Source organism: Nostocoides sp. HKS02, from assembly GCF_009707485.1.
Taxonomy (GTDB): Bacteria; Actinomycetota; Actinomycetes; order Actinomycetales; family Dermatophilaceae; genus Pedococcus.
Genome location: NZ_CP046121.1, coordinates 2939788 through 2954634 on the forward strand (window position 1 = coordinate 2939788; position 14847 = coordinate 2954634).

At 68.5% G+C, this 14847-nt stretch carries 14 protein-coding genes; 7 read left to right on the forward strand and 7 right to left on the reverse strand.

Features of this window, described 5'->3' with window-relative positions:
- The first annotated feature begins 105 nt into the window (after positions 1–105).
- Positions 106–966, forward strand: coding sequence for an aldo/keto reductase (locus GKE56_RS14150; RefSeq protein ID WP_154685081.1), 861 nt, complete (start codon positions 106–108; stop codon positions 964–966).
- A gap of 24 nt (positions 967–990) precedes the next feature.
- Here GKE56_RS14150 and GKE56_RS14155 read toward each other — a convergent pair whose 3' ends face one another.
- The 3 genes from GKE56_RS14155 to GKE56_RS14165 all read right to left on the reverse strand — a co-directional run bounded on the left by GKE56_RS14155 (position 991) and on the right by GKE56_RS14165 (position 3120).
- Positions 991–1695: a YoaK family protein gene (locus GKE56_RS14155; protein ID WP_230208987.1), complete on the reverse strand. Its 705-nt coding sequence runs from the start codon at positions 1693–1695 to the stop codon at positions 991–993.
- A 29-nt stretch (positions 1696–1724) separates the two neighbouring features.
- Positions 1725–2618 (reverse strand): NAD(P)-dependent oxidoreductase, encoded by an 894-nt coding sequence (locus GKE56_RS14160; protein WP_154685083.1) that lies wholly within the window; start codon positions 2616–2618, stop codon positions 1725–1727.
- Between the two features lie 82 nt (positions 2619–2700).
- The gene (locus tag GKE56_RS14165) at positions 2701–3120 is read right to left on the reverse strand and encodes a hypothetical protein (protein WP_230208988.1); all 420 of its coding nucleotides are present in this window, start codon (positions 3118–3120) and stop codon (positions 2701–2703) included.
- A gap of 239 nt (positions 3121–3359) precedes the next feature.
- Between GKE56_RS14165 and GKE56_RS14170 the strand changes: the two genes are divergently transcribed.
- The 3 genes from GKE56_RS14170 (at position 3360) to GKE56_RS18350 (ending at position 5632) form a co-directional block, all read left to right on the forward strand.
- A complete protein-coding gene (locus tag GKE56_RS14170) occupies positions 3360–4247 on the forward strand; it encodes a LysR family transcriptional regulator (RefSeq protein ID WP_154685085.1) in 888 nt (295 codons plus the stop codon).
- 90 nt (positions 4248–4337) lie between these two features.
- Complete coding sequence (locus GKE56_RS14175) at positions 4338–5147, forward strand: SDR family NAD(P)-dependent oxidoreductase (RefSeq protein ID WP_154685086.1); 810 nt, start codon at positions 4338–4340, stop codon at positions 5145–5147.
- A 263-nt stretch (positions 5148–5410) separates the two neighbouring features.
- The gene (locus GKE56_RS18350; protein ID WP_370518497.1) at positions 5411–5632 is read left to right on the forward strand and encodes a TIR domain-containing protein; all 222 of its coding nucleotides are present in this window, start codon (positions 5411–5413) and stop codon (positions 5630–5632) included.
- A 437-nt stretch (positions 5633–6069) separates the two neighbouring features.
- Here the strand turns inward: GKE56_RS18350 and mobF are convergent, their stop codons facing one another.
- Positions 6070–9261, reverse strand: a complete 3192-nt coding sequence (gene mobF / locus GKE56_RS14185; protein ID WP_154685087.1) for a MobF family relaxase — start codon at positions 9259–9261, stop codon at positions 6070–6072.
- 433 nt (positions 9262–9694) lie between these two features.
- Here mobF and GKE56_RS14190 point away from each other — a divergent pair, with 433 nt between their 5' ends.
- Positions 9695–10015 carry a hypothetical protein gene (locus tag GKE56_RS14190; protein ID WP_154685088.1) on the forward strand — a complete coding sequence of 107 codons (321 nt, stop codon included), beginning with the start codon at positions 9695–9697 and terminating at the stop codon, positions 10013–10015.
- Here GKE56_RS14190 and GKE56_RS14195 read toward each other — a convergent pair.
- Positions 9955–10296: a signal peptidase I gene (locus tag GKE56_RS14195; protein ID WP_154685089.1), complete on the reverse strand. Its 342-nt coding sequence runs from the start codon at positions 10294–10296 to the stop codon at positions 9955–9957. The two genes, GKE56_RS14190 and GKE56_RS14195, sit on opposite strands and share 61 nt — an antisense overlap.
- Positions 10293–11855 (reverse strand): transcriptional regulator, encoded by a 1563-nt coding sequence (locus GKE56_RS14200; protein ID WP_154685090.1) that lies wholly within the window; start codon positions 11853–11855, stop codon positions 10293–10295. The genes GKE56_RS14195 and GKE56_RS14200 overlap by 4 nt, the downstream gene beginning before the upstream one ends.
- A gap of 400 nt (positions 11856–12255) precedes the next feature.
- Here GKE56_RS14200 and GKE56_RS14205 point away from each other — a divergent pair, with 400 nt between their 5' ends.
- On the forward strand, positions 12256–12687 hold the full coding sequence (locus tag GKE56_RS14205; protein WP_154685091.1) for a hypothetical protein: 432 nt from the start codon (positions 12256–12258) through the stop codon (positions 12685–12687).
- A 376-nt stretch (positions 12688–13063) separates the two neighbouring features.
- Here GKE56_RS14205 and GKE56_RS14210 read toward each other — a convergent pair whose 3' ends face one another.
- Positions 13064–13567, reverse strand: coding sequence for a hypothetical protein (locus GKE56_RS14210; RefSeq protein ID WP_154685092.1), 504 nt, complete (start codon positions 13565–13567; stop codon positions 13064–13066).
- A 147-nt stretch (positions 13568–13714) separates the two neighbouring features.
- Between GKE56_RS14210 and GKE56_RS14215 the strand changes: the two genes are divergently transcribed.
- Complete coding sequence (locus tag GKE56_RS14215; protein WP_230208989.1) at positions 13715–14716, forward strand: C40 family peptidase; 1002 nt, start codon at positions 13715–13717, stop codon at positions 14714–14716.
- The last annotated feature ends 131 nt before the right edge of the window (positions 14717–14847 follow it).

Here is a 14847-nt window from a genome sequence, read left to right on the forward strand (position 1 = left end):
CGAGCAGAGTGAACGTCAACAGGCTCTCCACTCCTTCAGAGTCACGGCCGACGAATGTGTCGACCTGCTGGCGTCCTGAACCGAGACAGCAAGGAACCACTACCCATGCACATGCGCCGGATAGGCAATACCAAGGTCAGCGCCATCGGTCTCGGCGGCATGCCCATGTCCATCGAGGGCAGGCCCCAAAGCTCTCAGTCCATCGCCACCATCCACGCAGCCCTCGACGCCGGCGTCACCCTGATCGACACGGCCGACGCGTACCACTTGGATGCGAATGACGTCGGCCACAACGAGTTCCTGATCGCCAGAGCGCTGGCCTCATATGGCGCCGACACCGAAGACGTCCTCATCGCCACCAAGGGGGGACACCTGCGCCCCGGCGACGGCACCTGGACGCTAGACGGCTCCCCGGAACATCTTCGTGCGGCATGCGAGGCGTCCCTGCGGCGCCTTCGGATGGACGCCATCGGGCTCTACCAGTTCCACCGTCCAGACCCCGCGGTCCCCTACGAGGACTCCATCGGGACGCTGCGCGACCTGCTCGACGAAGGCAAGATCCGCATGGTGGGCATTTCCAATGCCAACCCAGACCAGATCCGCACGGCCCAAGGGATCCTGGGCGGCAGGCTGGCGTCGGTCCAGAACCAGTTCTCGCCGGCGTTCCGATCCAGCGAGCCGGAGCTAAGGCTCTGCGAAGAGCTTGGCATCGCCTTCCTTCCGTGGAGCCCACTCGGAGGCATCAAGAACGCGGCCGCCCTCGGCAGTGCGTTCTGCGCCTTCGGGCAGGTCGCCCAGGTGGTTGGCGCAACCCCGCAGCAGGTCACTCTCGCCTGGCTCCTGGCCCGGTCGCCCGTCGTGGTCCCCATCCCGGGGTGCAGCAGACCGGAAACCATCCAAGCCTCGGCGGCGGCGGTCGAGCTTCGGCTCACACCACAACAGCTCAGCAGGCTTGAACAGTCATAAGCCTGCCTGCTTTCACGCCGGTCGTTATCGCCAGACTTGGGACTGCGGCTGGCGGGCTGAGGCATATGCGATCAGTGAGCACGTGGCCAACAAGGCGGCAGCCAGCCAGAGGGGCGCCGCGGTGCTCACCCGCAGCACCAGAGCGCTGCCAGCGACGGCTCCAGCGAGCATCGCCGCGACCGGCACCAGACGCTGGCGGCGGATCGACCATGCGGACATGTCGGCCACGAGGCCGGTCACAGTCAGCGTCAGCACGGAGGTGGTCAGGTCGGGCACGGCCAACCTTCGTGCGACCGCGTTCTGGCCCCCCATCGCCACGCCAAGCAGAGCGACAAGGCACAGCTGCGCCGCAGGCCGCCCAACTCCCACAGCGCCCGCAATGATGCTCGCTGCGACGACCAGCCCAGATTGCGTCCCGGACGCTGCGGCCAGCAGGTACCCGCGATGCAGCCCGGGGTGCGCTGCGCATCGGCCCCCGACGAAGGCACCGAACCCGAAGGCCAAGATCGCTGACAGGCTGGCTGCCATGGAGATATTCCGGTCACCGGCGAACCCGAAGCCGAGGAAGACCACGTTTCCGGTCAGGTTCGCCACGAAGACGTGCCCCAGGCTCAGATAGCTGAAGGCATCCACCAGTCCCGTCACCACCGTGAGCCCGACGAGCAGAGGGCGCAGCGGTCCGTGAGCCTGGGCGGGGCGCGTCGACCCGCTGCGGCTGACTTCGCTCAACGTCGTGATCCCAGAGGACGGGCCTGGGCTCATGGTGTGGGGGCCGGCGGGGCATCACTGTCCGGGCCGGGGATGGCGGCGCGGATAGTAGCCACGACAGCGGAGACGTCGAGGTCTGCCGCACCGTCTCCAGCGGCCCGCACGAGCCACTCATAGGCTGCCCCGGTGAGATCGAGCTTCGTGCCCTCGACGGTCTCGCGGGCCAGGCGGAGGTCCTTCAGTGCGTGACGAAGCTTGAAGCTGGGCTCGTACTGGTCCGACTCGATGTTCGGGCGCTTGGCGGTGACGGTGGCACCGATCGCTGTCTCGGCCAGCACGTCCAACGTGGTGCTCGGCTGGAGGCCGAGCGTGTCGCCGAGGGCCAGTGCCTCACCGAGCGCGGCGATAGTCACGCCGAGGACGAGGTTTGCCACCAGTTTCGCGGCTGCGCCGGCGCCCGGTCCGCCCACATGGTGGGGGGTGCCCAGGGGAGCGAGCAGCCGCTGGACGTGCTTGAAGTCGGGCGCCGTCGCGCCGACGAAGATGGAGAGCCGGCCCGAGGTCGCCTCGGGAACGCTACCGCGAACCGGGGCATCGACCAGCGTGACATGCTCGGGCAGTCGACCTCGGACCAAGCGGATCGTGTCCGGCCCGACCGTCGACATGTCGATGAGCAGCTGGCCCCCCGTGAGGACGCCAGCCACGCCGTCCTCGTCGAACAGCACTCGCTCCAGCGCCAGCGGGTCCGCCAGCATCGTGATGACCACGTCGGCTGCGGCCGCCGCATCGGCGGGTGAGGCAGCCGCTGCCGCGCCGAGAGCGACCAGCGGCTCGGTCTTGGCCGGGGTCCGGTTCCAGACGGTGAGGTCATGACCGGCCTGAACAAGGCGCGCGGCCATGGGCGCCCCCATCTGTCCTAGGCCGAGGAATGCGAGCTGTGCCATATCTCCCTCTCAGGGTTGGTTGTGGATGTCGTAATCGTGGGGGTTACCTGCGCGTGGTGGGTTGGGCCTTTGGTCACGGGCGTCAGCCGGCCGAGCCAATCGCGGCACTGATACCGACGATGACGAGACCGCCCAGCGTGATGGAGACGAACGAACGGACAAAGCCGGTCTCAAAGAAGTACCAGCGGATCCAGGACAGGGTCAGGAGCTCGAAGGCCACCATCACGATCGCGAGGATCAGCGCTACGTGCAGGTCCGGAATCAAGAACGGCAACGTATGCAGGACGCCGCCGACGAAGGTGCCTGCGCCGACGATCGAGCCGCGCTGGTACGGACTACCGCGACCAGTCACCTCGCCCGTGTCCGAAAGCCCCTCGGAGAAGGCCATGCTGACACCGGCGCCGATGGCGGACGCCAGTCCAGCAAAGAATGCGTATCGAGGGTGTTGGGTGGCGAGCGCGACCGCGAAGATGGGCGCGAGCGTCGAGAGGGAGCCGTCCATCAAGCCAGCCATAGCCGGTTGCACCCGTTGGAGCAGGAAGGACTGCTCAGTGCTGCCTCTGCTCCTCTTGGGACGGGCAGTGGGCTGATGGGAACGTGTCGTCGTGGGAGCGAATATGGAGTTGGTCACGGCGGGCTCCTTGTCTGGGTATTTCCAGCCTCGCCCAACATGGTTATGCTGTCCAACGAAATCATTTGATATCTGTCATCGATTTGGTGCATGAGACGAGAGAGCTGGACGTGGAGCTTCGACACCTTGAGCATTTTCTGGCGGTGGCGGAGGAGCGCAGCTTCACGCGGGCGGCGGCACGGCTCCATTTGGTCCAGTCCGCGTTGTCGGTCTCGGTCCGGAGTCTCGAACGTGAACTCGGCTCGCAGCTGTTCGACCGGACCACACACAGTGTTCAGCTCACTGATGCCGGGACGGCGTTGGTTGTCGAGGCTCGGCGCACCCTCGCCGCGGCCGAGGCCGCGCGAGACGCCGTAGCCGCTGTCAAGGGTGGGCTTCGTGGCTCAGTGCACGTGGGCATCATGCACTCGCTGGCCCTGATCGACCTGGCCGCGCTGCTGACGCGTTACCACCGCGAGTACCCCGACGTCAGGCTCGTCCCTCGCCCGGCCCAGGGCGGATCCGCCGATCTCGCCCGGGATGTCCAGGCTGGCAAGCTCGACCTCGCGCTTGCCAGCCTGCCCACGGGTCACCCAAAGGGAGTGAACCTACGCACTCTCGCGTCCGAGGAGATGCTGCTGGCCTGCCCGCCCGGCCACCCACTGGCCCGACGCCGACGAATCGCCCTGACCGAGCTCGACGGCGAGACTTTCGTAGACAACCCACCCGGCTGGGGTACCCGAGTGAGCGTCGACCGGCTTTTCGCCGAATCCGGCCTGCAGCGCGAGATCACCGTCGAGGTCGGAGACATCCCCACCGTATCCGAGCTCGTCCGCTCAGGGTTCGGATTCGCCTTCGTGAGCCCATCCACGCTCCCCAACCCTCGCCGCCTTGTGCTGCGACGAGTTCGCCCGCATCCGCAGTTCGTCGTTTCTTTGGTGACGCCGACGCGGCCGGTATCAGCCGCCGCGCACGCCTTCATCGACATGGTCCGCGAGAGCTTCCCGAAACCGGCATGAACAGACGGACCGTTGTCGTCGTCGTCGAGGCCACCGCAGTCGACATGGTGCATTCTTGACCAGACCCCTCATACAGGTCAGGGTCATGCCATGCAGGCCAACCCTTTCGACCTTCGTGGTCACGTCGCCCTCGTCACAGGGGCAGGTTCCGAGGATGGAATCGGCTTCGCCACGGCCAGGCTGCTTGGTGGCATGGGCGCCGCCGTCGCAGTGACAGCCACCACGGCGCGCGTGTACCAGCGCGCCGACGAGCTCGAGCATGCGGGGATCCAGGCTCTTGGTGTTGTGGTCGACCTGACAGACCAAGCGGAGGTCGGGCGAGCCATCGGCGAGGTAACCGCAGCCCTCGGCGCCCCAACGGTGCTCGTGAACAACGCCGGCATGACGAGTGTGAGCTCCCCGGCTGTTGATGTGTCGGCCTCAGGGGGCGCGGAGTCTGGGGGTGTCGGCACCATGACCCTTGACCAGTGGCGTCGGTCGCTGACCCGGAACCTCGACACCGCGTTTCTCACTACCGCGTCTGTGCTGCCGGGGATGCGGCAGCGAGGATGGGGCCGCGTGGTGATGGTCGCGTCCGTGACAGGCCCGGTCATGGCCATGCGCGGAGAGGCGGCCTATGCCGCAGCGAAGGCGGGCATGGTCGGTTTGGCGCGGTCCGTTGCCTTGGACCACGCTGCTAAAGGAATCACCGCGAACGCCGTGGCGCCGGGCTGGGTCCGTACCGGCAGCCAGACGGCACACGAGGTGGACCAGGCGAAGGGCACGCCGATAGGGCGGAGCGCCACCTGTGGGGAGGTGGCGGCGGCCATCGCTTTCCTTTGTTCTCCTGGCGCCGCGTACGTCACCGGCCAATGCCTAGTCGTCGACGGTGGCAACTCGATCGCGGAGGAGCGCTTCTGAGGCCCTCGTCGGTTTGGTGGAGAAGGTGGCGAGCACCACCGTCCTGATCATCCAAGACCACGGTTGGGCCACCGACTGGGGGCGCCAAGTACGCCGTCACGTCGGTCTAGGCATCTGGGCTGGACGCGCAAGCGCGGCTACCGGGACAAGAGCAACGTCGGTGCGGCCTTCAGGCGGGAGCCAAGCGAAATGACATCGAGTTCGTCGACTACTTCGTCCAAAATCCTTGGGATTCATCGTACAAGACCCAATGCAAGGAACGGATTAGCCGGACCAAAGGCACCATAGTGCTCATTGGGCCGACCACATATGCCTCAGACTCGGTGCTGTGGCGGATCGCCGAGACAGCTTGCCAGGGGCACTTCATGCTCGGTGTTCAGATCAATCACGGAAAAACGCATCGTATACCTGTCGGTCTATCGGCCTCAAATGTCATTCGCTGCAACTTCGGGCAAATCGCGAAGCGGCTGGCAACTTGGCGATGAATTTCCTCGAGTCTCTAGCCACCGAAATCAGGGCAGTTGAGCAGCGTGACCGGCATCGTGCGCTCGATGCCGGAGCGGCGGCCGGGGACCAACAGCAGGACGTTGGGGGTTCTTGTCGGTACCGACCGGGATCATCCGCCGAGCCAGTGGATTGATCATGCGAAAAGCTCGCACGGCTATCCGTTCGCGAAGGGCTCGGTGATCGCGCGACGGACCATTTGCCGCATTGGCTCTCACCCCTTCAGCGCACGACACGACGCCATGAGGGAACTCATACTCAGCCTACGTCGCTGGCATCGGGTCACGGATCCTGGCCAGCCGGTCGGTGACCTGCGACGACCCATTCTTACGGTGGTGCTCTTGTGCAACATGCCCAGATGCGCTGGTCCTCCATGGATGTGCGTGTGGCGGGGGCCAACCTGGTTAGGGGCGTTCGCTCAGGCCTCGAGTCGGACGCCCTGCCTTGTTCCGTTGACCGACAAGTACCTGTGTCTGCTGCCAGCAACCCGGCTCTGCCGGCGTACACGTTCGAGCCAAAGGTCGAGGACGTGATCAAGATCCGCCAGGGAGCGTGCCGAGCGGTCGAGGTCCGCGGCCGATGCGGGATCGAGCCCTGCACGTTCGGTCATGGCCAACTTGGCGAGCAGAGGGCGCCACTGGTCAGCCTCTTTGGCGGCCTCGATGGCGTGCTCACGGTGGCCAGTCGCGAGCAGTGCCGTGGTGTAGCGGCGTTCGCGGGCCAGGGCCTGCAGAGCCGCGCCTTCAGCAGCCACCTGCCGGGGCCGGATGTCTGCTTCGGCCTCGTGCCTGCGTGTCTGGACGGCGGTGATGTCGGCGCCGCTGCTGGCCAGCACTTCGCGCAGAACTGCGACTGGGTCGGTCTCCGGAAGATCTTCGTGCAAGGTGGCGTGGTCGGGGTCAGACGTGGTGTCGACGTAGAGCAGGTTCGCCTCGCGACCGCGGGTGGCCATAACATACAGCGGTTCGCGCGTGGTGGTGGCGCTGATGTATGCGTGGGCGACGTCGACGGTGCGGCCTTGGGCACGGTGCGCGGTCATCGCGTAGCCAAGATCGAGATGGTCGGCGACGTATGCGGCGGGCAGCTCGACCGAATCGGGCGCGCCGGCCGCTCTGCCGGGCCGCGTGAGCGTCGCCGAACCGTCGGGACGCAGCGCTGACACGGTCCAGGTGTCACCGTTCTTCACCCACCCGCCGGGGATGGTCAGGTCGCGGTTGTTCCGGCGGGTGACAACGACGTCTCCCACCCCGATGAGCGTCCCGTGCGCCGTAATGACACCGCCGTCGCCGACGAGGCCCGATGCCACCCGGTCGGCGCGGGCGCGGGAGTTGAGCTCGGCAACAGTCGTGGCGTCGGCGGCGATCATGATCGCGGTCCGGCCGGTGTCGATGTCGGCCCGCCACGCGGCATACAGCCGGTCGAGGATCTCGTCTCGGGGGCCGCCGGTGATCCGGCCGCGCGCGTGGTAGGTGTCGATGCTGGTGCGGCGCCCGGCGCGCAGGTGGAGGGAGGCTTCGCGTTCCCATTCGTGCTGGAACCGGCGGACTATGCCGAGCTCGGGGGTGTGGCCGCGGTCGGCGACGAGCAGGGCGAAGGCTCCGCCGGCCTGGACGGGGGAGAGCTGGCGGGGGTCGCCGACGAGCAGGACCTTGGCGTGGGCGGCGCGGGCCGCAGTGGTGATGCGGTGCAGGTCGGTGGTGCAGGCCATGGACGCTTCGTCGACGATGACGAGCTGCCCGGGCGCGAGTCCCCACCGGTGGTGGTCGGCGTCGAGGCGGGCGCGGCGCCGCTGCAGGGCCCGCGTGCGCAGGGATGGGGCGGCGTAGCGCAGCCGGCGGTCGAGGCGTGCCAGCTCTGCCTCGCGTTGCGGTTGGCGATCATGTTCGGTGAGCCACTTGGCGGTGTTCTCGGTGGCCACGCCGACAGCGTCGCCGAGGACCTCGGCTGCGGCGGCGGACGGTGCGAGCCCGACCACGGACCCGGCCCCGTAGACCGACTCCCAGGCGGCGCGGACCCCCGCCATGGCGGTGGACTTCCCGGTCCCGGCGGCCCCGACGAGCACGTCCAGAGCGCGGCCGGAGGACACCACGGCGACGACCGCGGCCGCCTGGTCCGGTCCCAGGACCGTGTCCGACCCGGGCAGCGGCGCCGCGACCGCGGCCTCGGCGAGGACCTCGCCGACGAGTGGTCCGTCGGTGGCGCGGCCGGCGTCGACGAGGGCCTCCTCGGCCGCCAGGGTCTCCTTCGTCGTAAAGGTGACCCCGTCGCGGGGGCGGAACCGGGACGACCCGTCGGCGCGCACCATCTCTGCCGGCAGTGACTCGACGTGGTCGTCGGGAGTGAGCCGGACAGCAGCGTCCAGGACCAGCCCGGTGACGTCCTCGACCGCGGCCACCCGGTCCGCGGCGGTGGTGAACCGCTGGCCGTGCAACTGCCGGACCGCCTCGGCGAACACGTTGGCCCGGGTGAACACGGACCGCTTCCACCCGACGCTGGCCAGGGTCCGCTCCGCGGCTGCCCCGATGCCAGCATGGTCGACACCGACCTGTCGCGACGCAGAGTCGATGGCCGCGCAGGCCAGCCCGTGAACCGAGCCGGGACCGTCGTGACCGATGATGCGCTCGGCCCGGACCCTCCATCCGGCGATCAGGTCGTGCAGACTGTGCCGCTGCTTCTCCGGGCGGGTCGACAGGGTCGCCTGCTGCCGGAGCCGCAACACCTCGTCCGTGCTCGGGCGCCGACCGTGCGACGTCACGAACCCCTCCACGAGGTCTTCGGTGGCCGCCTCGATCTGGTGCGCGCGCTGGGAGAACTCGTCCAGCAGCGCCTCCGGTACGCCGGCGACCTCCCACGCCGGCGCGGCCGACCGGGCCCGCTGCCGGGGCTCCCACACCCACCCGAGCTCATTACTGAGCCGGTCGGCGAGGACCGCGTTGTACAGCTCAGACAGACCCACGGTCGCCCGGAACAGCGCCTTGGAGTCCAAGGTTCGCCAGCCTCCGTCGGAGACGGCCTGCACACGGTTCAGGACGACGACGTGGGTGTGCAGCTGCGGGTCCCCGGCGCGGGAGTCCCAGTGGTCGAACGCCGCCGCGACCACCCCGCGGACGTCCTGGGAGATCAGGCCACCGGCGCCGGTGCGGGTCGCGAACACATGCCGTTCGGCATACGCGATGACGTCCTCGATCGCGGCCCGGTGGGCGGCGTGGATGCGTTCCCGGGTGGCCTCGTCGCCCAACGCCCAGACGACCGAGACGGATTTCGGTGCGGAGAACGTCAGGTCGAACCCCGCCACCGTCCTGGCTGCCTTGCGGATCCGCCCGGTGGGACCGATGAGCTGGGCCCGGTCCGGGACCGGTGGCCTGCCCAGCGGGTCCCCGGTGAGGGGGTCCTGCAGCATCCCCAGCATGCGCCACAGCTGCTCCTCGCTCACCGGCGAGCCGGCCGCGATGCCGGTACCGCCCGCCAGACCCGCGAGCCCGGCGCCCAGGAACCGACCCGGCGGGGTGCCGCTCGCGGCGTAGTACGCGGTCAGCCCGGACACAACCCGTGCCTCGTCGGCGCGGGCCACCGACGACATCAGGTACGCGTACCCAGACCCGAGCGTCATCCGCCTGATCGACATCGTCACGAAGAGGCCTACGCCCCGGCGCGGGGCACCACGCGCCCACGGAGCGCAGCGACCGTGCCAGAGGTGTGGAAGTCAGAGAAGGGCGGAAACGGTGGGTCTACTTGCGGGGCCGCTGGAGGAGGGCGGCGGATGGGCGCCCTAGGGAGCGCGTGGCGAGGAACCGGTGCATGGACGTAGGGGCCGGGTATGGAGGAGGGGGGCGGTTGGAGCCCGGTGAGGCATGGTCGCGTGGGGTCGCGATCCGGACTCCGATGGCTGGGGTCGGAACACCGGCAAGTCGAGCCGCGGGCCTCAGGGGCGATTCGGCCGTGCCGCGGCGGGAGGGCTCGGGACGTTTGGGCGGCGCCGATCCTGCCCCGACTCCCCGCGTACGCACCGCAGAACACGCACTCGCTGAACGAGGAGAGCACCCATGACATCGACACCCGCGAGCCAAGCGGCCAGGACCCGGCTGCGTGAGGCGCAGCAGGCCGAGGCCCGCGCCCTCAAGAACGTCGACGCCGCGGCCAGGACCCGAGCCCGCTTAGCCGAGAGCCTCAGCGATGCGGACACCCAGCTGGCGAGAGCCCAAGCGGCGGTCGTGGTGAGCTCGGGACTCGACCGCGCGGCTTACCTGCTCGATATGGGCGGCGCCGAGCTGCGGCGACGGCTACGCCAAGCGGATCAGGCGGATCAGGTGGACGGCCAACGGATGGTGAGCATCACCGAGTCCTCCACGGCCCGCCAGGCGTGAACCACGCCGGGCCCCCACATCACGTAGTCGCCGGGCCGGGCGAGCTCTACCTCCCGGTCGGGCAGCCGCTGCACGAACCGGCCGGAGATCAGGACCATGAACGAAGTCCGGGTCTCGCCGGTCGTCCACTCGGCGCGCTCATCTCCGGCCTCGTGAATTCCCCACTTGATCTCGACGTCGCGGGAGTTGGCGACGCTGTCGGCCGGTTCGATGAAGTTTCCGACCAGCCAGCCGCGGTGTTTGTCACCGTCGTCGTAGGCGTTTCCAGTAGCGATGCTCAACGCGTAACTCCCATCTCGAGGCGGGGCAGCCGCACCCGGCTCGGGTCGACCTTGGCGAGCCTGAGCAAGCCTGCCACGAAAGCGTAGAGTCCCTCGCTGGACCAGGCTGGATCTTGAATGAGGCGGGCGAGCCCGTCGGCGTCCATGCTCGACACGCGGCGCAGCCGAGCGACCTCCCAGTTGGCGACGACCGCGCCCCCATGGCCCTCCCAGAAATCATCGTCGGCCACCTGCACGAGGCAGGGCAGCTCGAAGTTGCCGGACATGCAGTTGAATCCGAAGGCGGTCAGGTCCATCCGTGCGACCCCGTGCTCCGTAAGCCACCGCATCGGCTCGGTCAGTCGGCTCAGGTGCAGTGGTGCCGCGATCGCAGCGCCCGCCATGGTGGTGTCGAGTTCTGCGCGGCCGAGCAGCTCCTCCTCGAACTCGCGGACCAGCGACTGCCGGATGTCGACGTCCTCGACCGGGTCGCCGGCCGGCTCGTGGAAGCACTTCGGCACGACAGCGAGGCGGCGCGAGGCGTTGACAACCTGGTCGCCGCGCTCCTGAACGAGCAAGACATAGTCGGCTGGGTGGCGGTGGGTCGCCGACCGGGCGAACGCAGTGAGCGACAGGACGCCACCCATGCATAGCCGTGACGCTGGGTTGAGGACGCTCGGGATGTCGGGTAGCAGGCGTTGACGCAGCGGCATGTCTCCGGTCTTGCCAATGCCGGTCGCGGCGAGGGTTTCGGACTCCAGGAGGTCCCAGGTCAGGGCGTACTGGGCGAACGAGCCTGTGCCGAAGTCCGCGGTGAGTCCACTTGGGCCGACAGCGACGCGCGTGAGCCGGTAGAGCTCGCCGTCGTAGAAGCGGGTTCCGTTGGCCAGGATGTCACCGATGCGCTCCGCCGCGACGGCCGTCAGGACCGAATCTGAAGGTGGAACGGGGGGAGGGGTTGGGTCGTAGCGGAATCCGGTCGCCGGCTGGTCGAGGTTCTGGTCGAGGCCGAGCCACTGATCGTCCACGAGCATCGACGTGGACAGTCGAGTGCCATTAACGACGACGTCGAGGAACCCGTGGGGGCCGTCCGCGCGGCGGTAGAAGGACCTGAGAAGCTCGACCGCACTCGTGGACGGCTCACTCTCGATCGCGCCCGCACGCCGCGACAGTGCTCCACGGGCTCGCCGCGCGGCATACGCGACAACGCGCTCGGCGACCGGTGGGCCGGGTTGCTCTGAGCGCCGCTGCAGCCACTGAATCGCGGCATGAAGGTTTCGTGCCTCCGCGAGTCGCCGGCGCCACTCCTCGAGGTCGGGGTCAGTGCTCTGTGGGGTGGACGACGCCGAGACGCGCAGTGCCCGGAACCGCTTCTGCTCGTCATCCGAGGCCTGGGCGAGCAGGACATCGAGCGCCTGCTGCATCTCCAGCGTGAGCTGCATCGTGGGGTTCGCGTGCCACTTGGCGACGGTACGCACTGCGGCGCCGAGGCGTTCGGCGAACGCCTCATTGGTCATTCGTTGAGCGCGCTGCAGGAGGCGGGCGTCGGCGGCCGACCACTCCCCCACGATGTCACTCATGGCCATCCCGCTCGATCGACATGAGTGCACTGCGGGTGCACCGTCGGTGCATCGTGCGGTCATGTCGGCCCTGGAGCATCGGTGACTGACTGGCAGACATGATCCCAAACTCCGTCCCAGACCCATTCTCCTCCAACGAGATCCGATCTCCCGTGCGCGTCTTTGACCTCTGCTCGCGTCGCCACATCGGCACCACCTCCCAACTCACGGCGACTCCACCACTATGGCCGGGGATGGGGGAGCGTGGCGCGTTGAAGAGCGCCCTGTGGACAAGGGAGACGAGTGTCTCCGTCATCCACAGCGCGGCAAGAAGATCCGCTGGGTGCCCCCTGGCGTCTGTTGTCTTGGAGCAAGGAGCCGAGGCGCCCATCACCTTTCGCAGCGGCATGAGGAGGATCGCATGACCACCGCAGTGTCGCGCACCACGACCACCGCGGCTCACCTCGGCCTGGTCGACACCTTGGCCGCGTGCGCCTCGGTAACCGAGCCCTCGCAGCAACGCGAAGACCTCATGATGGCGATCTGGTCCACGGTATGCACCTGCGGCAGCCGCACCGTCACACCTATGGGATCAGTGGCGCCAGTGGCCATCTCGAGCGACTACGCGTCCACCGAGCTCCTCGCCGTGATGGACTGGCTTCGCCTACACGAGGACGAGGCGCGGGCCCTTCCGCCGGCCCAGCTCTACCGGACGATGCGAGCGGTGGCGACCTTGGGAATGAACGGTTCCGGGCGCGCGGCTCGAGCAGACCAACTGCGCGGTCTAGTCGACGTGCCCGCCGGCACTCCGGTCCGATGGGCCGAGGTCGACCAAGAGAGGGTCGCCTCGTGACGACGACATCGTTTGTCGGCTGGATGGCGACCCAGCTGGGTTGTGGGGCCGAGGAGCTCGCCAGGGTACGGGTCGGCGACGCCTTCGCGGTCCTGGTATGCCGGGTCGAGGACGCCGCCCGCCGCAAGGCGGATGACCCCTTGGCGGTCGTGCGGAACTCGACAGCCGGCGGAAACTCGCGGGCCGCCACCCGACGGATGCTTGGGCACCTCGGCTATACCGGCGCCCAGCTCCGAGTCATGCAGCGACTTCTCGGCGGGTCGCCGTCGGGCTGGCCAGGGCTGCTTACCATCTTCGCCACCCAGAGGGACCTCACTGCTGCGGAGCAGGCGTATGCCAGGCGTCAGCTCCGCGCGCTGCTCAGGTCCCCTTCGCTTCAGGACCGCAAAGGTGCAATCGCCTCATGAGTCGCCAGAGCCTGCACTCCATAGGCGCCCGCAATGGCGGCGACTGCCAGTATCGGAGTGGCCACGCCGGACAGGGCCCGGGGATGGCCGTCGCCGCAATCGAGGATGACATGCCCACCGTCGAGGTCAACCGTGAGCCCGACTAGGGCGCCCCACCAGAAAGAGCGCAGCCCGGAGGCAGGCAACCGCGCTACGAGCCGACGGTCGGTGACCAATGCCGGACAGCGCTGCGCCGGTTGCCACTGCCCGTCGACGAGCCACCGCAGCCAGACGTCGAGGACCCGCAGTGCGGCCTCGTCGGGCGCGAGAACGATCCCGAGCGCTGCCGGGTCGATGATCTGCCGCGGTCGCAGGCCGGCGAGCTCGAGAGCAAGGGCTCGCGCATCCTCCGCCGCCATCGTCAGTGCGGCCGGCGCCGAATCACTCGCACTGGCCTGAGGACGCGTCTGCGCCTGCCTCTCGGGCATCGTCATGCTCACAATGTCTCGCTCCCCACCGACAGCGCAACCGCGGGACGATGGTGCCCCCGAGTAGCACGTGACCTAACCATGTCATTTCGAGGGGTGGTCGCGGCCGCAGTCTGCGTGGCCAGTGCCGTCACTGGGTTAGTCGGTGTCGTGATGGTCGGGTTCGGCGGCGACACCGCGTTCGGGGACGCGCCGACCTGCACGAGCACCCGCCCGGTGCGCGGGCTCTCGCAAGCGCAGGCCGCCAACGCGAGGACTGTCGTGGCCGTGGCAGCCGCCCGCGGCGGAGACCCAGCGGCGCACATTGCCCTGATGGTGGCCCTGGCGGAGTCCAACCTGCTCGTCCTGGTCAATCCTCACGACCCGGCGGGCGCGGCGTACACGAACCAGGGAGTTGGGTACGACCACGACTCGTTGGGGTTGTTCCAGCAGCGGCCCGGCTGGGGGACGGCCGCGCAGCGAATGGATCCGGCGACGTCCACCGAGCTCTTCCTGGACAGGCTGCTCGCCACACCTGCGTGGTCGTCGCTACCGCCGGCATATGTGGCGCAGCTCGTCCAGCGATCGGCCTACGATGGCATTCCGAGCCCCGCCAATCACTTCTCGGCGACTGTCGGCGCCAACTACCTGGCCCGGCAGGGTCAGGCTGCGCTGCTGCTCGGTCAGATCCAGCCCGCCGGGCAAGGCCCCGACTGCGGCAGCGGTAAAGAGGCCCTGGCGCCAGGCGCGGAAGACACCCTCGGGCTGCCGCACGACTGGACCATCCCGGCCTTCGCGAGTCGGGCAGCCGCTACCACGGTCCAGTTCGCCCTCGCCCAGCTCGGCAAGCCGTACCAATGGGGCGCCACCGGACCGGACCGCTACGACTGCTCCGGACTCACGCAAGCCGCGTGGCTGCGCGCGGGCGTGTCGATCAGCCGCACCACGTACGACCAAATGCGGGACGGGGTGGCGACCGACCCGGCTCACCTGCAACCCGGCGACCTGGTCCTCACTCCAGGCAGCGACGGTAGCCTCGCCGTCCCTGGCCACGTCGGCCTCTACATCGGGAAAGGTCTCGTGGTCGTGGCGCCCAAGACCGGCGACGTCGTTAAGGTCGTCACGTATGGCTCCTTCGCCGGGAGCGGCATCTCAGCCCTGCGCCACATCGCCTGACAGGTCCGCGGACGCCTTCGACGCCAGCACGCCGCCGCATCCTCTCCTGGGTGCCACGCCGACCGCGAACCCGCACACTCTTTCGAGCATGCCCGAGACGGAGCGCGCAGACGGACTTCGCAGAGCGCTAA

Excerpts from the sequence above, each read along its gene's own strand:
- GKE56_RS14210 (WP_154685092.1), bottom strand. The coding sequence starts at position 13,567 with ATGACGATGCCCGAGAGGCAGGCGCAGACGCGTCCTCAGGCCAGTGCG.
- GKE56_RS14175 (WP_154685086.1), top strand. The coding sequence starts at position 4,338 with ATGCAGGCCAACCCTTTCGACCTTCGTGGTCACGTCGCCCTCGTCACA.
- GKE56_RS14160 (WP_154685083.1), bottom strand. The coding sequence starts at position 2,618 with ATGGCACAGCTCGCATTCCTCGGCCTAGGACAGATGGGGGCGCCCATG.
- mobF (WP_154685087.1), bottom strand. The coding sequence starts at position 9,261 with ATGACGCTCGGGTCTGGGTACGCGTACCTGATGTCGTCGGTGGCCCGC.
- GKE56_RS14190 (WP_154685088.1), top strand. The coding sequence starts at position 9,695 with ATGACATCGACACCCGCGAGCCAAGCGGCCAGGACCCGGCTGCGTGAG.
- GKE56_RS14215 (WP_230208989.1), top strand. The coding sequence starts at position 13,715 with ATGGTCGGGTTCGGCGGCGACACCGCGTTCGGGGACGCGCCGACCTGC.
- GKE56_RS14200 (WP_154685090.1), bottom strand. The coding sequence starts at position 11,855 with ATGAGTGACATCGTGGGGGAGTGGTCGGCCGCCGACGCCCGCCTCCTG.
- GKE56_RS14165 (WP_230208988.1), bottom strand. The coding sequence starts at position 3,120 with ATGGACGGCTCCCTCTCGACGCTCGCGCCCATCTTCGCGGTCGCGCTC.
- GKE56_RS14150 (WP_154685081.1), top strand. The coding sequence starts at position 106 with ATGCACATGCGCCGGATAGGCAATACCAAGGTCAGCGCCATCGGTCTC.
- GKE56_RS14205 (WP_154685091.1), top strand. The coding sequence starts at position 12,256 with ATGACCACCGCAGTGTCGCGCACCACGACCACCGCGGCTCACCTCGGC.